The sequence below is a fragment of the Streptomyces glomeratus genome (assembly GCF_021462825.1).
Taxonomy (GTDB): Bacteria; Actinomycetota; Actinomycetes; order Streptomycetales; family Streptomycetaceae; genus Streptomyces; species Streptomyces glomeratus.
On the sequence record NZ_JAKEEB010000003.1, the window covers coordinates 250,208 to 270,157 of the forward strand.

Annotated in this window: 19 protein-coding genes, 1 tRNA gene and 3 pseudogenes; 9 read left to right on the plus strand and 14 right to left on the minus strand. The window is 69.2% G+C overall.

All coding sequences use genetic code 11. From position 1 onward, the window contains the following. Positions 1 to 15: 15 nt before the first annotated feature. Complete coding sequence (locus LZ604_RS04915; protein ID WP_234512891.1) at positions 16 to 237, minus strand: FmdB family zinc ribbon protein; 222 nt, start codon at positions 235 to 237, stop codon at positions 16 to 18. 468 nt (positions 238 to 705) lie between these two features. On the opposite strand from LZ604_RS04915, the gene LZ604_RS04920 reads away from it, so the two are divergent. From LZ604_RS04920 to LZ604_RS04930, 3 genes are all read left to right on the plus strand, one after another. Beyond that, positions 706 to 2,919, plus strand: coding sequence for a transglycosylase domain-containing protein (locus LZ604_RS04920; protein WP_234513105.1), 2,214 nt, complete (start codon positions 706 to 708; stop codon positions 2,917 to 2,919). Positions 2,920 to 2,979: 60 nt separating this feature from the next. Further along, positions 2,980 to 4,275 (plus strand): polysaccharide deacetylase family protein, encoded by a 1,296-nt coding sequence (locus tag LZ604_RS04925; protein ID WP_234512892.1) that lies wholly within the window; start codon positions 2,980 to 2,982, stop codon positions 4,273 to 4,275. Between the two features lie 169 nt (positions 4,276 to 4,444). Beyond that, complete coding sequence (locus tag LZ604_RS04930) at positions 4,445 to 5,590, plus strand: amidase domain-containing protein (RefSeq protein WP_234513106.1); 1,146 nt, start codon at positions 4,445 to 4,447, stop codon at positions 5,588 to 5,590. A gap of 144 nt (positions 5,591 to 5,734) precedes the next feature. On the opposite strand, the gene LZ604_RS04935 is transcribed toward LZ604_RS04930, so the two are convergent. Then, positions 5,735 to 7,120 carry a hypothetical protein gene (locus LZ604_RS04935; protein ID WP_234512893.1) on the minus strand — a complete coding sequence of 462 codons (1,386 nt, stop codon included), beginning with the start codon at positions 7,118 to 7,120 and terminating at the stop codon, positions 5,735 to 5,737. A 116-nt stretch (positions 7,121 to 7,236) separates the two neighbouring features. Next, positions 7,237 to 8,031, minus strand: coding sequence for a DUF4097 family beta strand repeat-containing protein (locus LZ604_RS04940; protein WP_372482089.1), 795 nt, complete (start codon positions 8,029 to 8,031; stop codon positions 7,237 to 7,239). A 220-nt stretch (positions 8,032 to 8,251) separates the two neighbouring features. Between LZ604_RS04940 and LZ604_RS04945 the strand changes: the two genes are divergently transcribed. Beyond that, positions 8,252 to 8,326 (plus strand) — tRNA-Val (locus tag LZ604_RS04945). Positions 8,327 to 8,418: 92 nt separating this feature from the next. Here LZ604_RS04945 and LZ604_RS04950 read toward each other — a convergent pair. From LZ604_RS04950 to LZ604_RS04980, 7 genes and pseudogenes are all read right to left on the minus strand, one after another. After that, positions 8,419 to 8,742: pseudogene (locus tag LZ604_RS04950) on the minus strand (tyrosine-type recombinase/integrase); the annotation flags it as partial. 59 nt (positions 8,743 to 8,801) lie between these two features. After that, complete coding sequence (locus LZ604_RS04955; RefSeq protein WP_234512894.1) at positions 8,802 to 9,272, minus strand: hypothetical protein; 471 nt, start codon at positions 9,270 to 9,272, stop codon at positions 8,802 to 8,804. Beyond that, on the minus strand, positions 9,254 to 9,613 hold the full coding sequence (locus LZ604_RS04960; RefSeq protein WP_234512896.1) for a hypothetical protein: 360 nt from the start codon (positions 9,611 to 9,613) through the stop codon (positions 9,254 to 9,256). The genes LZ604_RS04955 and LZ604_RS04960 overlap by 19 nt, the downstream gene beginning before the upstream one ends. A 556-nt stretch (positions 9,614 to 10,169) precedes the next feature. Further along, a pseudogene (locus LZ604_RS04965) lies at positions 10,170 to 10,419 on the minus strand (tyrosine-type recombinase/integrase); the annotation flags it as partial. Between the two features lie 390 nt (positions 10,420 to 10,809). Then, on the minus strand, positions 10,810 to 11,403 hold the full coding sequence (locus tag LZ604_RS04970; protein WP_234512897.1) for a hypothetical protein: 594 nt from the start codon (positions 11,401 to 11,403) through the stop codon (positions 10,810 to 10,812). A 496-nt stretch (positions 11,404 to 11,899) separates the two neighbouring features. Beyond that, on the minus strand, positions 11,900 to 12,403 hold the full coding sequence (locus tag LZ604_RS04975) for a hypothetical protein (RefSeq protein WP_234512898.1): 504 nt from the start codon (positions 12,401 to 12,403) through the stop codon (positions 11,900 to 11,902). A gap of 134 nt (positions 12,404 to 12,537) precedes the next feature. Further along, positions 12,538 to 12,939 carry a MerR family transcriptional regulator gene (locus LZ604_RS04980; RefSeq protein ID WP_234512899.1) on the minus strand — a complete coding sequence of 134 codons (402 nt, stop codon included), beginning with the start codon at positions 12,937 to 12,939 and terminating at the stop codon, positions 12,538 to 12,540. Between the two features lie 100 nt (positions 12,940 to 13,039). Here LZ604_RS04980 and LZ604_RS04985 point away from each other — a divergent pair, with 100 nt between their 5' ends. Beyond that, complete coding sequence (locus LZ604_RS04985) at positions 13,040 to 13,828, plus strand: amidohydrolase family protein (protein ID WP_234512900.1); 789 nt, start codon at positions 13,040 to 13,042, stop codon at positions 13,826 to 13,828. Positions 13,829 to 14,416: 588 nt separating this feature from the next. Continuing rightward, positions 14,417 to 15,835 (plus strand): arylsulfotransferase family protein, encoded by a 1,419-nt coding sequence (locus LZ604_RS04990; RefSeq protein WP_234512901.1) that lies wholly within the window; start codon positions 14,417 to 14,419, stop codon positions 15,833 to 15,835. 138 nt (positions 15,836 to 15,973) lie between these two features. Here LZ604_RS04990 and LZ604_RS04995 read toward each other — a convergent pair whose 3' ends face one another. Further along, entirely contained in the window at positions 15,974 to 16,324 is a 351-nt protein-coding gene (locus tag LZ604_RS04995; RefSeq protein ID WP_234512902.1) for a DUF8825 domain-containing protein, read from the minus strand. Between the two features lie 220 nt (positions 16,325 to 16,544). Here LZ604_RS04995 and LZ604_RS05000 point away from each other — a divergent pair, with 220 nt between their 5' ends. The 3 genes and pseudogenes from LZ604_RS05000 (at position 16,545) to LZ604_RS05010 (ending at position 17,998) form a co-directional block, all read left to right on the plus strand. Next, a complete protein-coding gene (locus LZ604_RS05000; RefSeq protein WP_234512903.1) occupies positions 16,545 to 16,994 on the plus strand; it encodes a MarR family winged helix-turn-helix transcriptional regulator in 450 nt (149 codons plus the stop codon). A gap of 128 nt (positions 16,995 to 17,122) precedes the next feature. Further along, positions 17,123 to 17,709 (plus strand): annotated as a pseudogene (locus tag LZ604_RS05005) (hydrolase). A 40-nt stretch (positions 17,710 to 17,749) separates the two neighbouring features. After that, positions 17,750 to 17,998, plus strand: coding sequence for a DUF2277 domain-containing protein (locus LZ604_RS05010; protein ID WP_234512904.1), 249 nt, complete (start codon positions 17,750 to 17,752; stop codon positions 17,996 to 17,998). 107 nt (positions 17,999 to 18,105) lie between these two features. Here LZ604_RS05010 and LZ604_RS05015 read toward each other — a convergent pair whose 3' ends face one another. The 3 genes from LZ604_RS05015 to LZ604_RS05025 form a co-directional block, all read right to left on the minus strand. Further along, positions 18,106 to 18,714, minus strand: a complete 609-nt coding sequence (locus LZ604_RS05015; protein ID WP_234512905.1) for a DedA family protein — start codon at positions 18,712 to 18,714, stop codon at positions 18,106 to 18,108. A 184-nt stretch (positions 18,715 to 18,898) separates the two neighbouring features. After that, positions 18,899 to 19,348: a DoxX family protein gene (locus LZ604_RS05020; RefSeq protein ID WP_234512906.1), complete on the minus strand. Its 450-nt coding sequence runs from the start codon at positions 19,346 to 19,348 to the stop codon at positions 18,899 to 18,901. 445 nt (positions 19,349 to 19,793) lie between these two features. Beyond that, a complete protein-coding gene (locus tag LZ604_RS05025; RefSeq protein WP_234512908.1) occupies positions 19,794 to 19,940 on the minus strand; it encodes a putative WhiB-interacting protein in 147 nt (48 codons plus the stop codon). Positions 19,941 to 19,950 lie beyond the last annotated feature (10 nt).

Genomic DNA, 19,950 nt, shown 5'->3' on the forward strand with positions numbered 1-19,950 from the left:
CAAAAAGCCGCCGGCTCAGCCGCAGCAGCCTCCGCCGCAGCAGCCCCCGCCGGAGCCGCCGGCCCGGGGGGCCGGCGCGGGGGCGGCGGCCGTGCCGCCCACGGCCACCGTGGACAGCAGCTTGACCGTGTCGTCGTGGCCCGAGGGGCAGGTTGCGGGGGCCGAGGACTCCGCCATGGGACGGCTCAGTTCGAACGTGTCGCCGCAGGAACGGCAGCGGTACTCGTAGCGAGGCATGCGCACAGACTAACGGGCGGTTCCCGGCGGTCACAGGACGTCGACGGGGGTCCGGGCGCGCCGAAGGAGCCGATCCTCCTGCGTGGCGACCACGGAATCTCCTTAAGATCTCCTCAAGATTCGCGACACGGCCACTTCAGTGCCACTCCTGACCCGAGACATCACATAGACCGCTGATAATTTATATGAGCCGCGATGAGCCGCAAGGTCGTGAGGGGGGCTCGCAGCCACATGCGTGGCCGCTGTTTCTACCCGCGCGCGCAACACCGAGTGCGGAGGGAGATGCAGTCGTGACCGAGGCATGGCAGCGAATACAGGGCCGGTGTTGCCGGATCCCTGCCTATACCGGGGCCCACCGTGGCTAGCGAGGGCGGCGGCCGTCCGCACCGCCGTCGGGAGACGCCCAAGCAGCCCGGGCACCGCCCCACGGAGGACCGGGGCGGGGCGTCCTTCGACCCCGACGAGACCATGCAGTTGAAGGCCGGGGCGCCCCTGCCCCCGGACACCACGATGCAGTTGAAGGCCGTGACGCCGCCGCGGACGGGCGCCACCGGGCCGGAACGGCCGGACGCCGCCCTGCCACCGGCGGACGCCACCATGCAACTGCGCGTGGTACAGCCGGAGATGTCCGGTCGGCGCGCCACCCGTAAGAAGGCCACGCAGTCGTCGGCCCTCACTCGTGTCACCGCGCACTTCGCGCCGTACGCCGGGAAACTCGCACCTTATGTCCGGAAACTCGCGCCATACGCCCGCAAGCTGAAGCCGGCGTACCCGCGGCCGGGCCGTGACGGCTGGCGGCGCTGGGTGCCCTCCTGGCGTCAGTGGCTCGGGGCCGTGCTGGCGTCGATCGGGCTGAGCGGCACGTTCCTGGTCATCGCGTACGCCGCCACGGACATACCGGAGAACCTGAACTCGTACGCCACACAGCAGGACAACGTCTACTTCTGGTCCGACGGCACGCCCATGGCCCGCACCGGCTGGGTGCAGCGGCAGGCGATGCCGCTGAAGGACATACCCGTACAGGTGCGCTGGGCGGTGCTCGCGGCGGAGAACGAGAGTTTCTACACCGACCCTGGCATATCCGTCAAAGGCCTCTCCCGCGCCCTGTGGCGCACGGTCGGCGAGGGTGACACCCAGGGCGGCTCCACCATCACCCAGCAGTACGTCAAAAACGTCTATCTGACGCAGAACCAGACAGTCGGCCGCAAGTTCACCGAAGCGATGATCGCCCTCAAGCTCGACAACAAGATGAGCAAGGACAAGATCCTCGAGGGCTATCTCAACACCAGCTGGTTCGGCCGCGGCACCTATGGCATCCAGCGCGCCTCCCAGGCGTACTACGGCAAGGACGTCAGCCAGCTCAACGCGAGCGAGGCGGCGTTCCTCGCCTCCCTGCTGAAGGGCGCCGGTCTCTACGACCCCACCCTCAGCAAGGCGAACCACCACCGGGCCGTGGAGCGCTGGTCCTGGATCCTCGACCGGATGGTCAAAATCGGCCAGCTGTCGCCGGCCGAGCGGGCCAAGTACAAGACGTTCCCCGAGCCGCTCAAGCAGAACCCGCTGTACGACACCGGCAAGCAGAGCGACTACCTGGTGGAACTGGCCTCGCAGTACGCGAAGAAGTCCGCCCACATCTCGGACCAGCAGTTCGACCTGGGCGGCTATCAGATCTACACGACCTTCGACCGCAAGCGGGAGGACGCGCTCACGGACGCCGTGACCAAGGCCCGCAAGCAGGCCAAGCAGAAACATCCCGACCTGGTGAAGACCGCCCACTACGGCGCCGCCTCGGTCGCCGCCGACGGCCGTATCCTCGCCGTCTACGGTGGCCCCGACCACCGCAGACAGGGCTACAACGAGTCCAACGCGGCGACCGTGCCGGCCGGTTCGGCGTTCCTGCCGTTCGTCTACGCCGCCGGTCTCGAACACGGCGTCCGCAAGACCCGCGGCGGCCCCGCGACCCCGGTCACCCCGGAGTCGGTGTACGACGGCAACGACGGCGTCCCCGTCACCACGCCCGAGGGACCGTACTGGGACCGCAGCGGCAAGAAGGTCTCCGCCCACAACGACGGCAAGAGGTCCTATGGGCAGATCACCCTCGGCCAGGCCCTCGCCCGGTCCGTGAACACACCGTTCATGCAGCTCGGCATGGACGCCGGACTGACCGAGGTACGCCGGACCGCGGAGGCGGCCGGACTGCTCCCTTCCAGCATCGGCCCCCAGGTGCCCGCGCTGTCCCTCGGCAACTCCACGCCCAGCGCCATCCGGATGGCGAGCGGGTACGCCACCTTCGCCGCGGACGGTACGCACACCGAGCCCTACTCGGTGCGCCGTATCACCCGCAACGGTGCCACCGTCGCCCTGAGGACTCCGAAGCCCCAGCGGGCGGTCGCCTCCTCGGTGGCCCGCCAGGTCACCGAGGCGCTCGCCGAGTCCGTCCGCATCGCCCACCCGGAGGCGGTCTCCGCCTCCGACCAGGTCGCAGGGAAGGCCGGCACGACGCCGGACGACACCGCCTCCTGGTACGTCGGAACGGCCACATCCGTGTCGACGGCGGTCGTCGTCTACCGCATGGACCTGTCCAAGAGCCTCGAACCGCTGGAGCTCAAGGGACTCGACGGCACCGCCACCAACGCCGTCCCCTACACCATCTGGTCGAGCGCCGTCAGACCGCTCGGCTGACGCCGACGGCCCGGACACCGCACGCGCCCGCCCGCCCCCTCCTCGAAGAACGAGCCGCCCATGACTACGACAAACGGTCGTCGCCGCCGAGCACGCCCTTCCCGCCTGTCCCGTCTCAACGGCCGCGTCACCCTGGCGGTCCTCCTTGCAGTCGCCTCCGTGACGATCACCTTCCTGGCGGTGACCCGGCCGGACAGAACCGCCGCGACCGCCTCCTCCGGCTCCGGCAGCGGCAAGAGCGGCGGCAAGAGCGCCGGCGCCAAGGCCACCGAGCAACCCCAGTGGGACGGCAAGACGAAGATCATCGGGGACGGGTCCACCTCGTACACCGGACCGCAGAAGGGCGAGCTGAAGGCCCAGCCGCTCAAACCCGGTGAGAAGCCGCCCCAGTTCGTCGTCTTCTCCTGGGACGGCGCCCTGCAGGGCGACGACCAGCTCTTCTCCCACTACCGTGAGCTGGCCCGGGAGTACGACGCCCATATGACGTTCTTCCTCACGGGTATCTACCTGCTGCCCAAGAGCAAGAAGGACCTCTACCACCCGCCGAAGCACGGGGTGGGCGCCGCCGCAATCGACTACGCCACCGACGAGCACATCCGCAGCACACTGGAGCAGCTCCGCAAGGCCTACGACGAGGGCAACGAGATCGGCACCCACTTCAACGGCCACTTCTGCGGCGCCAAGGGCGGCGGCGACTGGAGCGTCGACGAGTGGAAGAGCGAGATCGACCAGTTCTACTCCTTTGTCGAGAACTGGAAGACCAACACCGGCTTCAAGGACGTCCCGGCGCTGCCCTTCGACTTCAAGAAGGAGGTCACCGGCGGCCGCGCGCCCTGCCTGGAGGGCCAGAAGAACCTGCTGAAGGCCATCAAGAGCTACGGCTGGCGCTACGACGCCAGCTCCCCGGGCGACTTCCAGATATGGCCGGCCAAGAAGGACGGAGTCTGGGACTTCCCGCTGCAGATGCTCCCGTACGAGGGCGGCAAGTACCAGGGACTGTCGATGGACTTCAACTTCCTCTACAACCAGTCGGGCGGTGAGACCCACGGCGACCCCGCGCAGTACCCCCACTGGGAGCAGCTGACCGTGGACTCCTACATGGCCGGCTTCAACCGCGTCTACTACGGCAGCCGGGCGCCCCTGTTCGTCGGCAACCACTTCGAGGACTGGAACGGCGACATCTACATGAAGGCCGTCGACCAGGTCGTGAAGAACGTGTGCACGAAGAAGGGTGTCAAGTGCGTGTCCTTCAAGGAACTGGCCGACTGGCTCGACGTGCAGAAGCCCGAGACCCTTCAGCGGCTGCGCGCCCTGGACCCGGCGCAGTCGCCGGACTGGTCGACGGTGGTCAAGTGACCGCGGTGGTCAAGTGACGCGTGTAATACCTTCGTTCCACTTGTGCATCCCCTCTTCACAACCGACGCAGACGCCATGCGAAGATGCCGTCTCCCGGTAGGTGTACCGGCGTAGAGGGGAAACATCATTGAAATCGAGAAGATTGAGCCGTAAGCGGCGTCGCGCCACCATAGTCACGGCGGCGGCCGCCTCGGTCGTCGCCGGCGTGGCCCTGGTGCCCAACTGGAGCGCGGGCGCGGCGGTCACCGACGACCCGACGGTGGACCCGGCGACCAAGGCCACCTTCCAGCGGCTGGCCGACGCGGTCTTCACCGACCGCACCAACGCCCTGCTGGACGGCAAGGGCGGGCAGGAGGCGGACGGCCACCAGCTGACGTCCGGCTTCTCCGGCAAGGTGCGCCTGTCGGGCACGCAGTCGCACCAGGAGAGCACCGCGCTCTCGGAGCTGCGCGGCCGCAAGTCCCGCCTCGCGAAGCTCGGCGAGAAGTACAGCGCGGCCAGCACCAGCGTCAAGCTGGACGCCACGCAGGTGAAGGGCCGGCACGCCACGGTCGACGTCACCGAGACCACGACCCTGACGTACGAGAAGGTCAAGGGCACCGAGCCGAAGACCACCGGCTTCCAGGCCCACCACGAGCTGACGTTCAAGGCCGACCGGCAGGGCAACTGGCAGCTGACCGGTATCCGTGACACCGACGACGGCTACCTCGCCGTGAACCAGGTGGCCAAGCCGGCCGTCGCCGCGCCGATGACCGCCACCGACGACGGCCCGCCCTCGGCCGCCCGCTCGGCCACCACGTGGCCCGCGCCGGCCAACCCGAAGAACTTCTCCGCCACCGGCTACGACTACAAGGCCATGGCGGCGTACGCGCAGAAGTACTGGAACCACTACAACCCCGACTACCCTGACTTCAACGGGCAGGGCGCCGGCGGAGACTGCACCAACTTCGTCAGCCAGTCCCTGAAGGCGGGCGGCTGGAAGCATGTCCCCGGCTACACGTCGGACTTCCACAAGTGGTTCGGCAACTCCGAGATCCAGTCGGACTCGTTCGTCGGCGTCAACGAGTTCTCGTGGTTCGCCCTGTCCTCCAAGCGGGTCACCAGCCTCGCCAACGTCTACCAGCTGGACGTCGGTGACGTGCTGCAGATGGACTTCAACAAGGACGGGTCCAAGGACCACTCCATGATCGTCACCTACCGCAGCCCGCAGGGCGTGCCGTATGTGACGTACCACTCCACCAACACCTTCAACAGGTCGGTGGCGAGCATCATCGCGTCGTACCCGACCGCGGCGTACTACGCCTACCGGACCTGACCGGTGCCTTGCGGGGCGGGGGCCGGACCGAGCGGTGAACCGCGAGGCGGGCACCGCAATCGGTGACCGGCTTCCCGCTCCCCCGGGGGGGCGGGGCCCGGTGACGGGCTCCCCGCTCCCCGCTCCCTGCCTCCGGCGCCGGGCTCAGTGACCGGCCCCGCGCTCCTCCCGGATCTGCGTGACCACCCGGGCCACCGACTGCCGCACCGCCTCCGTCTCCGTCAGGAAGTGCCAGTAGTCGGGGTGGCGGCCCTCCAGCGTGGCGACCGCGCGCTCCAGCCGGGCCACGGAGTCGTCCAGCGGGCGGGCATGCCGCGGATCGGGCGTCGTCCGGCCCGCCATGGCCAGCCGCTGCGCGTCCCGGATCGCGAACCGGGTCCGCTCGATCTCCGCCTGCGGATCCTTCTGCACGGCGTTCAGCTTCTTCAGGCGGTCCCCTGCGGCGGACACGGCCTCGTCCGTCGTGTTCAGCAGCGCCCGTACGGTCGACAGCAGCGACGTCGCGTCCGGCCAGCGCTGAGCGTCCCGCGCCGCCTGCGCCTCCTTCAGCTTCAGCTCCGCCTGCCGAACGGCCTCGGCGGCCTGCTCCGGCACCTGCTGGAGGTCCTGCCAGCAGGCGGCCGCGAACCGCCGCCGCAGCTCGCTCAGCACGGGCTCGACCTGCCCGGCACGCGTGGTGAGCGCCTGCGCCCGGGTGCGCAGGGACACCAGCCGGTGGTCGATCTCCGCAGCACGCTCCGGCAGCCGCGCGGCCTCCACCCGTACGGCCTCGGCCTCCCGCGTGACCCGCTCGGCCCGCTCCAGGGTCCCCGGCACGCCGTGCTGTCCCGCGCCCTGGTTGAGCTTGGTCAGCTCCGGGGCGAGAGCGGCCAGACGGGCGGCGAGGTCGTCCGCCCCGAGCCCGGAGGCCCGGGCGCCGTCCAGGGCGTTGCTGGCGGCGAGCAGCGCCTGGCGGGCGCGCTCCACGGCCGGGGCGAGCCGGGCCAGCTGGGTCTCGGCCTTGCCGAGCAGCGGCCCCAGGCTCTCGCCGAAACGATCCAGCTCCTGCTTGACGCGGCCGAGTTCGTCCTTGGCGGCAAGGAGGTCGGCCCGTGCGCGGGAGGCCGCGGAGGCCTCGAGGTCGACCCGGTCGAGGTCGTGCGCGTCGACGGCGCCGATATACCGGTGACTGGCCTCGTCGATGCGCCGTCCGAGCGCCTCGAAATCGGCGATGGCCCGGCGAGCGGCGGGGGAGTCGTCGACCGCGATGATGGTCTCGATCGAGATCCTCAGATCCCGCTGTGCGGTGTCGAGCTCGTAGAACGCGGCCGCCGCGTCGTCCTTGGCGGCCTGCGCCTCGGCCCGCAGCCCCTCGGCCCGCCCGCCGAACCACCGCCGCGTCCCGCCCCCGGCGAACGCCGCGGGCAGCAGCAGGGCGGCGACGAGCGGGAGGGCCAGGAGGGCGAGGGCGTCCCGGACGGGCGTGGGCCCGCCCGGCGCAAAAGGCGTGCACGGCTGTTGTGGTGTGGCCTGTGATGGTGTGGCCGTCACATCCCTCTCCCGTGCTGTCATCCGCCCTGCCAGGTGTCATTCTCCCACCGGTTGAGGACGAACACACGGGGTGGTCGGTTCGCGGTACGCCCCGTCCACTGCCGTCTCCGGCCGGGCTAGCGCGCCGTCCGTACCGTGACCGAACCGTCCGTTGTCCGTGCCTCGACCACATGCGCGCCGGCCGGATCCGTCGGTAAGGACACATGCACCGAGCCCTCCCGCGAGCCGGTGACCACGCGGTACCTGTCCGGCGGCAGCGCGATCGTGACCGAGCCGTCCCGGCTGCTCGACCGCACCAGGTCGGGCACGGCACCGAGCTCCAGGCGGACCGATCCGTCCCGCGTCTCGGCGTCAACGCGCCGCGAGCCCACACCCGTCGCGAGGACGCTTCCGTCGCCGCTCTTCAGCGTCAGCGGCCCGGTGGAGTCGGTCACATGCACCGAACCGTCCCGCGTACGGATGTTCAGCGCCTCCTTGAAACCCTCCGCCCGCACGCTGCCGTCGCCGTCCTCGACCGTGACGGCGACCCCGCGCGGCACCCGTATCCGGTGTCTGGCGGAGCAGTCCGCGACCAGTCCGGAGCACTTCAGCCGCAGGACGAGCCGGTCGTCCCGCATGGCCCAGGTCACCCCGGGATCCCCGCCCACCACGACCGTGCCCCGGAACCACCGCGTGACCTCGACCTTGTCCACGTCGGCCGGGACGATCTCCAGCGCCGAGTCGTCGGAGTCGACCGTGAGCGTACGACCGCGCAGCGCGAAGGAACGCCGGTCGGGGTGCGGGTCGTCCCCGGCGTCGTTCCCGCACGCGGCCACCGTCGCGACGAGCGCCGCCACAACACCGACAAAGGCGACCGCCCGAGCACGCCGAGCACGGCGTGCTCGTCCCCTGTGCATCACCGCACGCGTCATGACACTGTCCCCCCGAGAGCCGAAAGTGAAAAAGCCGAAAGCCGGATGCCCCATGGAGCCGGACGCCCCATGAAGCCGGATGCTCTACGACCGTACGCATCCAGGACCGCCGGGAGGATGCGGCGGACCACCGGATCGACGGTGGGGTTACCCCCCGGCCCGCCCCGCATACGCGTTTGCAGGACATCCCCCGGGGCAAGGTAGGCTGTCGACTCGTCCCGGGCGCGTAGCTCAGCGGTAGAGCGCCGCCCTTACAAGGCGGATGTCGGCGGTTCGAAACCGTCCGCGCCCACCAGTCCCAGGACATGCCAAAGGCCCAGGTCAGCGGGGGAGAACCCGGAAACCTGGGCCTTGAACTTTCCCGGCCGCTCGCAGCCGTCGTGCCACTTACGTGCCAGATGGGCCGTGAGGGGGCTGCTTCACCATCCTGATCTGACCGTCGACGTAGTCGGCGATCTGGTGGTCGCGGCCGTTCACGAGGTGCTGATAGATCAGCGCTGCTCGCATGGACGAGTGGCCCATGCGATGCATCAGCTCCCGGGTGGTCGCGCCACCGGTCGCGGCCAGGGTGTTGCCGGTGTGCCGGAGATCATGGAAACGGACGCCATCGAGGCCGGTCGCTGCGAGGGCACGGAGCCAGATCCGCCGGAAGTCGTTCCGCCGCAGGACACCACCCCTGGCGCCGAGGAAGACAAGCCCGGTTCGGCCGGGCGCAGGCAGTGACTACGCCGACGCACCGGGCAATTCCAAGATCCACGACAGAGTCAAGCTCAGCTATGGACTGTCTGTTTGACGCCGTCCTTGTCGGTGATGCTGACGGAAACGCGCCACCGCGTCCGCTTGTCGACCTCGATCTTGACCGTACCGCCGAACTTCCGGCCATCCAGGTCTTTCGCCTTCATCGAGGCACCGTAGGTTGCGTTGTCGTCACACACTTCGATCCCGGCGTGCAGCGCTGTCCCATTACTGACCTTCAGACCACCCGAGGGACCGAGACAGTCATACAGCACGGACAATGCGGCAATCCGGTCCGCAGCCACGGGCAGCTTCACCGTCCCCGGACCCAGCCGGCCCGGTTTCTTAGCGCCCTTGTCAGGATTGTCCGGATCGGACACCAGCGCCGCCTTCGAGGCACTCGGCGAAGGCGGCGTACTCTTCCCGCCGCTGCACCCGGACAGCGCAGCGGCGGACACCACCAGCAGAACGATCCCTGCGCTGCGCATCAACTCTTCCCGTGCCACGTCTCGCGGCCCTTGTAGACCAGCCGCGCCGATCCCTTGCGCAGCACCTTGGTTTTGCAGTTGGGCTCGGTCTGGTTGTAGTTCCACTTCGTGTACCTGACCTTCACCCCGGCGTGCAGGTAACCGTGCCTCATCGTCTTCGGCACCGTCCACGACCACGTGTAGGTGGAGCTGTTCGTCCACTGCCAGGCGAAGTGGTAGTCGAACTCAGCCGACGCCTTGACGAACACCACCTTGGCTTCGCCGGAGATCGCCCCGCCGACCGTGGACGTCGTCGTCTTCCCCTTGTGGAAGGTGATGCTGATCGTCGTGCCGCTGTCGCCGCCGGAACGGGGTTCCATGTCCCTGTAATACGTGTAGCTGCCCGAGAAGTCGTAGCCCTTCTCGGGCGGGCATATCATCGGATGGGCCGTCCCGGCACTGGCGGGTACAGCACCCACAGCGGCAAGTGCGGTGACGGCGCAGCCGACTGCGACGATCTTGGGTATGGAACGCACGTTTTTCCCCCGTGTTTCTCTGGATGAAAGCGGCCTCGTCGACCGCCAGGATTTGACCCTAGGGAGCAACTCGCCCTCCTGTCACGGCAGTTGAGTGAAACATGAGGTTCAGGTCACCCTAGACACCGTGCCGAATGCGAGTCGAAGTAGGCGGGCAAGGGGGCCCCGAGCCCTAGACACGCGCAGGTCAGCGGCCCACTACAGGGGAACAGGAGATGCGCCTTTTAAGCGCCTGGTCTCACAGCGCGTGCCGCAGTCGTGCCAGATAGAGCGGTCAACCACGGTCAAAAGCGGCTCGCATCAGTCGAGATGCGCCGGTGACCTGCGAGCTCTTCAGAGCCGGAGTGACCTGCGCTCCAGGGTCGTTCCATGCCCCCGCCCTTACACATCAGCGCCGGGACTACTCGCGCCGTAGGCGCGTGAGCAGCCGGTCCATGTGGCTGACGGCCTCGCGCTGCGTAGACGTTCACCGTGACGGCGATCTGGCTGTGCCCGAGGATCTCCATCACGACGCGGGGCGCCACTCAGGCCGCGGTGAGCAGGGTCGCGCAGCCGTGGCGAGCGTCATGCAGCCGGATGACCCGCAGGCCCGCGTTCTCGGCGACCCGGGTGAACGAGATGTTGCGCGGCTCGATCGGCCGCCCCGTCCGCCGACCGCGTGCCTCGAATCGCGCTCAGTGCTTTCGAGTGCACCGTCACCGAATGGTGTCGGTATGGAATTGGCTGCCGCTGTGAGTGCGCCTGCGGCGTGTCACTGGCGGCCATTCAGGCGAGAATCTCTCGGTTGAATTGTGATCGTATCCGGGCGTGTTGCCTGCCCGCCGATTGATCTTGCATGAATCCTCCCGGGCCGTCCTCGGAGTATGGGAGGGGCTCTCCGACCAGGTCAGAGCCGTGGGCTTCCTCAGCCTCGCCGGTGAGCGAGACGCTTGATCAGTAGACCGGCTACTGATCGCAGTCACCGGCGCTTGCCACACCCACTGAGACTCCACCGACCGCGTGGCAACGTGACGACGCGCTCCTTTTACCGACGGCTCCGTTCATCGTCTGGAATCGCTTCGCCCAGCGTTGACCGCGCCGGGCATCTGTACGAGCCCAGCACCGAGGGCCCCGCGCGCAGCAGCAACGAACTCGCCGCTCGTTGCGTACCGAGCCTGGAGCGCGTGCGCTCGGGCGGACGGATCTAGATCAGCAGCACAGTCCGACGTATCGGGATGAGAGCCCACGATACGTGCATGCAGTCGAAATTCGTCGCCTATGCCACGTACTACGGCGGCTCCCATCTCTGCGACGTTCTCCGGCCCCACCAGACGAACGCGGATGTAAGTCTCGTCCAGTGCCCTGCGTGCAGCGAATCCCGCTTCCCAATGCGGTGACTCGGTGAACGGCTTTGCCATCCACCCGCTGTCCAGCACCCGGTAGGCAGCATCGGCCTGGGACAGGAATCGCTCGTACGACTCGCGCCGCATCTCCCTGTTGGCGTTCTCGCGCTGCTCGGCGCGTTCCTCCCCGGCCAGTAGAGCCTGATGCCGTAGCTGCCGACTGGTTGTCCAAGCAGAGACCGAGCCCGCCAGAGCTGCAGCGGTCAGCGTGGACAAAGAAGTGACCAAGGCAACCGCGACCGTGTCATTCACGGCCGCCATTGTCCCGTACATGGTCGCCTTGCGTCCCCGCTTCCGGTCGTCGCTGCGTCGACTTGGGCGGGCTGGCATCCAAGCCTTCCAAACTTGCCGTGCCACATGAGGCGGTCAACCACGGCCGACGACGGGTCGTCGCAGTCGGTCTGGGCCGGTGAGCTGGGCTGACGCTACGGCCGGGGTGACCAGGGCGTCCCCGTCGCAGGTCACGGCCGCCCTTACAAAGCCGTGGTGGGCGGGGGATCACACCGCCCATCGGGCGCCTGCTCGCGGTCGACTGGGCCCCCGACGAGGCCGAGGGCGACAAGGTGCAGCCGTGGACCGGGCGCTGGCCTACGAGCCGTTCGCTCTGTGATCAGTGTCGAGTCTCAGTTGAGGGTGACGGGTTGGCGTCGTGTGATGCTGTGGTGGCGGCGCAGGCGGCGGTACGGCCCGCGGGCCGGCGTAAGGGGTCGTGATCACTTGCATTGCCCGCGCGCGTATGGCTACGCCGTCAGCGCGCGTCGCAGTACACGAAGGCCTTGATCAAGCCGTTCTGGGCGTTCGAGTTCGTGCCAAAGACGATCCAGCCCTCAGGAGAACCTTCCTTCCTGTAGGCAGCCGCAGGGGTAACGAAAACCGCTTGGGAGCTGGTGAAGCCACCGGAGATCGCCTCGTAGCCGGCCGGACACAGTGCCGTACTGGACGCGAATCCACCCGCGGGCACAGTTACGGTTGGTCCGTCGAATCGTTGAAGGCCGAAGCCGGCATGCCGGCAGTCGTTGTCGCCATGCGTCATCGGATTCCGAGCGGCCGGGCTGTCGCACATTTCCGTGCTCTCTGCGCGGACCGACGCGCTCACGTGGTCACGTGGGCTCTGAACGGCGGCGCCGGCAGGATGGGCCGCTCCGGTCGCGAGGACCAGGGCCAGCGAGGCGATTGCGCCGCCGACCGTCCACTTGTTCCGCCGAGGCAAGGGCCTCAGCTGGAACCGCGTCGTCGTACTGTCAGGATTCATTCACTTCTCCCTGTTTCCCATGGGATTGGAGACCCTGAGTACGATCTTGCTCCGAGCGCGGTCGAACTGTGGCTACTTTCGATTACAACGTGTCGTTTGTCGGCGACTGGGAGTAGCCGACCAATCCGGATGGGCTAATCCGCGTGCTTCGGTTCCGGGTTCACCGCAGAACCACCGAACCGGGTGACGGCCTTTTCCGTGGCCGTGATCGTTTGGCGCAGCAGGTCTTGGGCCGTGGCCAGGTCGGCCGCACGGCGGTCCAGGGCGTCCAGCTGGGCACGTAGGCGGTCGAGGACGCCGGGGCAAGGCCGCAGGGCGGCGCCATCGACAGCGCACGGGAGGACCTGGCGGATGACCCGTGTGGGAAGGCCGGCGGCGAGCAGCGCGCGTATCTGCCGAACAGTCGCCACGGTCTCGTCTGCGTAGTCGCGGTAGCCGTTGGCGCGTCGTTCCGACCGGATGAGCTCGACGCGCTCGTAGTAACGCAGGAGGCGTTCACTGACTCCGGTGCGGCGTGACAGCTCGCCGATCAGCATGGCCCCCCTCCTTCGGCTTGACCTTCCAACGGTGTCAGGGAGCAACGCTGATCCGGCCGGCGCCATTCCTGGCCGGCCGCTTTCGCATGGGGAGAAAAGCATGATCATCGACGCGCACAGCCATGTCCACGATCCGGCCGAGGATCACATCGTGCTGTTGGACGACGCCGGGGTGGACCGGGCGGTGCTCTTCGGCACGCGGCCGCACCCGGAACGCGCCGACGGCCTTGTGTCGCTGCGCCGCGAGATGGCCGCACTGGACGAGGCGATCGGTGGCCGGGCTGCTGGAATCGAGGGGTACCGGACCGCGTGGCAGGAGCTGGACAAAGCGCTCGTCACCTACCCGGATCGCTTCATCGGCTTCAGGAGCGTGCCACTCGACCTGGCCCCGCATCTGATCGCCGAGATGGTCGACCGGGACGTGGTCGGGCGTGGCCTGCGGGGAATTGGGGAACTGACGCCTCCGCCTGGACGGGCAGACCTCGTGGAGCCCGTGATGCGGGCGGCGGCGGACCACGGCGAACTGCCCGTGGTCGTCCATGGATTCGCGCCCACCACGGCGGAGGACCTACGGACCCTGGCCGGGCTGGCCTCTGCGTATCCGTCCGTACCTCTGGTGATCAGCCAGCTCGGGGGCCTGAACTGGATGGATGCGATCGAGCTCGTACGGGACACGCCCAGCATGTTCCTGGAACTGTCCACGGCCAACGTGATCTTCGCTGTCCGGCTGGCCATCCAGGAGATACCGGACCGCACCCTGTTCGGCTCGGACGCCCCGTACGGCGATCCGGCACTCGCCCGTGCGACTGTCGAGCGCGTCACCAGCCCGGGTGAGGTACGCGATCAGGTGTTGGGAGGAACGGCAGCCCGGCTTCTGGGGCTCACCTGAGACGCCTCTGCGGTTGGTTGCTGTACAGCGGCGGAGTACAGCAGCCACCGCATTCGGAGCCGACCACCAACGGCCCCGGACGGCTTCGGCTCCTCGACGACCGTCAGGACGTCGGCGGCGGCCCGCCACGGACGCGCGGCTCCCTCCGGAGAGCAGGGACCGGGCCCACTCGGAGCGGGCGGCGGCCTTGATCAAGAGGTGCGGTCCCTGTTGAGCCGATCGGGTGCCTGCTTCGCGGCATGCTGTCCGGCATCGGGAGATGCGTGTCCGGTCGCTCTACGGTGACCCGGACACTGCAGGCGAGGGCTCCGCGGCCCCGTCAGGACCAGGAGCGGGAGGGCGGCCATGGCGGCGCGTCGGCAGCGGACTCTCAGGATGCGGGCACACGCCCCTCGCTCGTTCGCAGCCGGGGCGCTCGCCGCGGTGTGCGTCCTTGCAGGCTGTGTCCCCCCGGCCGCGGCGACTCTTTCGGGCGGTGTACCCCGACCGTGCGCGACGAGGCCCTTCCCACCGTCGCAGAGCACTCCGCCCCCCATCCTCTCGGGAAGCGACGTATGGCAGTTCGTCTCCGAGCCGGCGCTTCGCCCCATGCGCGTGACGGTGACCACCCGCAGACCGGGGACCGCTACCGGCGGCATCTTCGTCGCCCCCTTCACCGCCGACCAGATGGTCGGCCAGACCGGAGCACTGATCAACGACGATTCCGGCGACCCGGTCTGGTTCCGGCCGCTGCCCTCCACCAATCTGCAGAACTCCGACTTCAAAGTGCAGACCTACAGCGACCCCCGTACACACAAGGCCCAGCAGGTCCTGACGTGGTGGCAGGGAAGCGAGGCCATTCCTCCGTGGTACACGAACCTGCCCGCGGGCGCCCCGGAACCGGGCGGGTGCTACTACATCTACGACCATCACTACCGCCTGCTGAAAACGGTCTTCGCGCACCACGGCTACTATCCGGACGAGCACGAATTCAGCCTGACCCGCAGGGGCACCGCGCTGTTCATCGCCTCCCGACCGGTACCCATGGACCTCACCCGCTACGGCGGCCCCGCAAACGGAGCCATCCTGAACAGCGAGATCCAGGAGACCGACCTCGCCACGGGGAGACTGCTGTACTCGTGGAACGCGCTGGACCACCTCGACCCCGCGGACTCCGAGGAAGCGGCCTCGAGCGCGTCGTCGTCCGACGGGGTGTGGGACGCCTTCCACATCAACTCGGTGGACGAGGGACCCGACGGCCGACTCCTGATCTCTGCCCGGAACATGTGGGCGGTCTACGACGTCGCCAGGAAATCCGGGAGGATTCGCTGGCAACTCGGCGGGAAGAAAAGCGACTTCACCTTCGGCCCGAACGCGGACTTCTACTGGCAGCATGACGCCCGCTTCCGCCCTGGAAACCGGATCAGCATGTTCGACGACGGCTGCTGCGACCTGCCCGACGGTGCCCCGGAACAAGAGTCCCACGGCCTGATCCTCACCCTCGACTTCCGCACCCGGAAGGCAACCGCGGACCGGACCTACTACCATCAGCCTCCCCTGGAGGCGAAGACCCAGGGAAACACACAGGCTTTGCCAGGCGGCAACGAATTCATCGGGTGGGGCCAGACCCCGTACTACTCGGAGTACACGGGACCAGGGAACACCCAGGGCGACGGCGGCAGGAACCTGCTCTACGACGCGAGAATGCCCGCATCGGACTTCTCCTACCGGGTGTTCCGCAACGAATGGGTCGGCACCCCCTACTACCCGCCGAGAGCAGCGGCACGGACCGCAGGCCGGCACACCGTCGTCTACGCCTCCTGGAACGGCTCGACACAGACCCGCGCATGGCAGGTTCTCGCCGGACGCACACCCCGCTCCCTGTCCGTCGTCGTCCGGCGGACCGGACGGACCGGCTTCGAGACGGCCGTCACCACCGCATCCCCCGGGCCGTACTTCCAGGTGAAGGCCCTCGATGCAAAGGGGCACGTCCTCAGGGCCTCCCCGGTCGTCACGCGGTCCCACTGAGCGTGGCCGGTCCTGAGGGTGGCCGGTCCTGAGCGTGGCCGGTCCTGAGCCAGGGAGCCCAGGTCATCGCGATCTTCGCCTGGGGACCGGCCGGACCACGTGGTTCGAACCGGTCGGCGAGTAGGGCCACCGCCGGACTCAGCCCTCGCGCTCGGACGCCGGCCCGTCCTCGTGGGCGTGCTTCAGGCGCATCCGTGCGTCCACCTTGTTCTCGGTGGTCACCTCCGCCCAGAAGCGGTGGGAGGAGACGAAGATCGCGAGTTCCCGCTCCCGTTCGCGGAGCTTTTCCACCTCTGCCTGTTCGTCCGCGGTCCAGCCCGGGGAGGCGGGGCGTTCCACCCTGCGCCAGCCGTTGTCGTCGCTGAATCCGTCCAGCGGTTCCACCGACCAGGGGAGCCGCTTCAGCAGGGCCAGGAGCTCTGCCCGGACCTGATGCAGCTCCTCCTGGCCGGCAAGGAGGTCACTCGGAAACTCATAGCTCGCAGGCACACCACAATGCTACGCCTGTTCGATTTTCGAGGGCGAGCCGCTTCTCTCACTTCACTCGAACGGATGTGTGTCACGGCCCCGGGCCTTCGCCGCCTCCGTGGGCAGAAGCTGTTCGGGTAACCGCTCAGGCAGCCGTTCAAGCAGCCGTTCAGGCACCTGTTCAGCCGTACCTGCACAGGTGAAACTGGACAGGCTTACCTGAAGGATTTAGGCTGGCGGCATGGACCAGAACCCCGAAGGTGTCTCCGAGTCCGCCGCTCGCGCGGCCCGTGACCTGCGGGTGCTGTTCAGCCGCCTGCGGCGCCGTATTCGCGAGGTCGCCGGGGACGACGAGCTGACGCCCTCCCAGGTATCCGCCCTCACTCTGGTCGGCAAGGGCGGTGCCGCCACCGCCAGCACCCTGGCGTCCGCCGAGGGCGTACGGCCCCAGTCGATGGCCGCCACGCTCGCCGTCCTCGAACAGCACGGACTGATCCGGCGAAGCCCCGACCCCGATGACGGCCGCCGCCAGCTGGTCACCCTCACCGACACCGGGCGCGAGCGCGTCGAAGGCGACCGGCAGGCACGACAGGAGTGGCTGACCCGTGCCCTCCAGGACCACTACACGGAGGACGAGCGGCGGACCGTCCTCGAGGCGCTCTCCCTGCTGGAACGGCTCACACGCCCCTGATCCCGTCGCCTACCCCGGCCCGCTGGGCGCCCCCGACGTGACCCTTCTCGCCCTCGCCGCCCCCGTCTGCGTCGTTCACCCCATCCGCCCAGTCCGCCGTCACCCCCGCTTCCGGAAAGGACCGAGCCATGGCTCTCACCACCTTCGACGAGCGCACCGCCCTCGTCGCGATCGACCTTCAGAACGGCATCGTGGGCATGCCCACGCAGCCCCACGGCGGCCCCGAGGTGGTCGCCCGCACCGCCGAACTGGCCGACGCCTTCCGCGCCCGGAACCTCCCGGTCGTCCTGGTCCGGGTCACCTTCGCCCCCGACGGATCCGACGCAGTGCCCGGCCGTACCGAGTGGCAGCGCGGTGCCCGCGCCTTCCCCGAGGGCTGGGACGTCGTCGTCGACGAGCTGTCCGGCCACCCCGGCGACATCCACGTCACCAAGCGCAACTGGGGCGCCTTCCACGGCACCGACCTCGACGTCCAGCTGCGCCGGCGCGGCGTCACCCAGATCGTGTTGACCGGGATCGCCACCAGCATCGGCGTCGAGTCCACGGCACGAGCCGCCTACGAGCACGGGTACCACGTCACGCTGGTGACCGACGCGATGGCCGACGCCGACCCCGAGGCGCACCGGGGCAGCGTCGAGCGGATCTTCCCGCGCCTCGGCGAGACGGTACGACGGCCGAGGTTCTGGAACTGCTGGCCAAGACCCACGCGGTCTGATCCGTAGCGGGGGCGGCGGGCGCGCAGGGACACTGGACGCATGTGCCGCAGCATCAAGACCCTTCGCCCGCCCGCCATCCCCGAGGACGCCACGGAGGAGGAGATCCGCGCCGCCGCGCTTCAGTTCGTGCGCAAGGTCTCCGGCTTCCGTGCCCCCGCCGCCCACAACCGTGAGGTGTTCGACCGGGCCGTGGACGCGGTGGCGGCGGCCACCGCCGAGCTGCTGGCCGGCCTGGAGGTGCGGGCCCGCACCCGCGAGGCCGCGCCCGCGGCAACCGGCGGCAGGTGAAGCGCCCCGCGAGGGACGGCGGATGAGCACCGCCCGGTGGGACGGCGGGTGAGGTGCCCCGCGTCGGACCGCCGGGGCCGCGGACGAGCTGGGCGAGCCGGACGAGCCTACGGACGCTCCTCCCGCGGGGCCGGGCGGCGCATCAGACAGGTTGCGACCGCGCCCGCCGCGAACAGGGCCGCCACCGAGACGCCCGTCGCCAGCCAGCTTGCCCCCAGCCACTGGCCGCCGAAGTAGCCGAGCGCCACGCTGTACGCGGCCCAGGCGATGCCCGCCAGCGCCGACCAGGGCACGAACTCGCGGGCCCGGCGGCGGGCGGCGCCCGCGCCGAGGGAGACGACCGAGCGGCCCGCGGGCGCGAACCGGGCGAGGATCACCAGCGCGCCGCCGCCGTGGGCGAGGGCGGCGCCCAGCCGTTTCTGCGCGCTCGACAGCCGACGGGAGCGGGCGATCGCGCGGTCCAGTCGGGCGCCGCCGCGCCAGGCCAGGCGGTAGGCCACCAGGTCGCCCAGGACCGAGGCCGCCGCCGCGCACACCATGAGCCAGAAGATGTCCGGTACGTGCGCCACCGCCGAACCCGCGGCCGCCGCTGTGGCCGCCGTGATGACCAGCACGCCGCTCGGCAGCAGGGGCAGGAAGACGTCCAGCAGGACCGACGCGGCCACCACCGGGTAGATCCAGGGGCTGCCCGCCAGCGACCCCACACTCTCCAACACCCAGAACTCCCCGTGCGACTCCCCGGAGGCAACTGCGTGCCGCGATGTCGCGGGGAGCGGCAGGAGCGGCCTTTCGACAGCCGTACAGCGTACGCGGGAGCTGTGACAGGAGTGGCGGCGGGGGTACTTGTGGCGCGCACGGTGAAAGGTGTGACGGTCACCGTGCGCGCATCGCCGGGGCGGATCAGACGGGGACGGGCTGCGAGGTCCGCTTCTCGTCGGCCGGGGCGGAACGGGTGGCGAAGAGACGGTCGAGGCCGAACGCGCCGGAGCCGGTGAACACCAGCAGCAGGAAGCACCAGCAGAAGAGGGCCGGAAGTTCGCCGCCGTTCTGGAGCGGCCACAGAGCCGCCGACTGGTGCACGTCGAAGTAGGCGAACGCCATCGAGCCCGACGCGAGGAGGGCGGCACCGCGGGTGCCGAGGCCGAGCAGCACCAGGGCGCCGGCGACGAGTTCGATCAGGCCGGCGTACCAGAACGGCCAGGCGCCGACGGGTGCGGTCCCGCCTCTGCCCGGGACCCCGCCGAGGAGGCCGAATAGCGTGGCGACACCATGGCAGGTGAAGAGCAGTCCGGTCACTATCCGGAACAGGCCGATCGCATAGGGTTGCGCAATGTTGAGACGCGCGGTCATATGGGGGGACTCCTTCGGTTCGGTGCCGGTCCGCGAACGGACCGGTGTGGGGGATTGCCAACCGACTGAGCCTTACGTTAGGTGCACCTAAACGATCGCGCCTCCTTGAAAGGCCCGGCAGGGGTGTCGAGCCGGAGGGCCGCGGCGAGGGCTGAGACGAGGGTGGGCGGGCGCGGTTGTCGGCTGTGGCCGCCCACCCTCACGGTGCGCTCGACCAGTTCGACGCCCTGTTCCGCCCCGCACTGCCCGGCCGGAGTCCGTCCTTGCGTCAAAGGGCCCTCGGACGGAGAACGTCGTCCGCGGCTGACCCGGACGACACCTCGTGCGAGTGGCGACACGTCGTGCAAGTAGGCGCAGGGCACCCCCGCCTGCGACGGGCACCCCTCGACGGGGAGCGGGCCGTCACCGATCGTGCGGTGACGGCCCGCAGAGTGGGCGGGGTTGGTCAGACGAGGGCGTTCAGGGCGCGGCGGGCGCGCTGGGTTACGCGTTCGGCGCGGCGCTGGAGCCGGACCGCGTGGACGAGGCGCTCTCGCTCCGCCTCTCGCATGCGCTGGCTCATGAGCTCTCGGGCTTGCACGTCGTGCAGCATGGTGTCCCCC

What these genes read in the sequence shown, in the direction of transcription:
- LZ604_RS04915 (WP_234512891.1), bottom strand. Translation starts at nt 237, where the DNA reads ATGCCTCGCTACGAGTACCGCTGCCGTTCCTGCGGCGACACGTTCGAA.
- LZ604_RS04920 (WP_234513105.1), top strand. Translation starts at nt 706, where the DNA reads ATGCAGTTGAAGGCCGGGGCGCCCCTGCCCCCGGACACCACGATGCAG.
- LZ604_RS04925 (WP_234512892.1), top strand. Translation starts at nt 2,980, where the DNA reads ATGACTACGACAAACGGTCGTCGCCGCCGAGCACGCCCTTCCCGCCTG.
- LZ604_RS04940 (WP_372482089.1), bottom strand. Translation starts at nt 8,031, where the DNA reads ATGACGCGTGCGGTGATGCACAGGGGACGAGCACGCCGTGCTCGGCGT.
- LZ604_RS04960 (WP_234512896.1), bottom strand. Translation starts at nt 9,613, where the DNA reads ATGGAACCCCGTTCCGGCGGCGACAGCGGCACGACGATCAGCATCACC.
- LZ604_RS04975 (WP_234512898.1), bottom strand. Translation starts at nt 12,403, where the DNA reads ATGAATCCTGACAGTACGACGACGCGGTTCCAGCTGAGGCCCTTGCCT.
- LZ604_RS04980 (WP_234512899.1), bottom strand. Translation starts at nt 12,939, where the DNA reads ATGCTGATCGGCGAGCTGTCACGCCGCACCGGAGTCAGTGAACGCCTC.
- LZ604_RS04985 (WP_234512900.1), top strand. Translation starts at nt 13,040, where the DNA reads ATGATCATCGACGCGCACAGCCATGTCCACGATCCGGCCGAGGATCAC.
- LZ604_RS04990 (WP_234512901.1), top strand. Translation starts at nt 14,417, where the DNA reads ATGCGCGTGACGGTGACCACCCGCAGACCGGGGACCGCTACCGGCGGC.
- LZ604_RS05000 (WP_234512903.1), top strand. Translation starts at nt 16,545, where the DNA reads ATGGACCAGAACCCCGAAGGTGTCTCCGAGTCCGCCGCTCGCGCGGCC.
- LZ604_RS05010 (WP_234512904.1), top strand. Translation starts at nt 17,750, where the DNA reads ATGTGCCGCAGCATCAAGACCCTTCGCCCGCCCGCCATCCCCGAGGAC.
- LZ604_RS05020 (WP_234512906.1), bottom strand. Translation starts at nt 19,348, where the DNA reads ATGACCGCGCGTCTCAACATTGCGCAACCCTATGCGATCGGCCTGTTC.
- LZ604_RS05025 (WP_234512908.1), bottom strand. Translation starts at nt 19,940, where the DNA reads ATGCTGCACGACGTGCAAGCCCGAGAGCTCATGAGCCAGCGCATGCGA.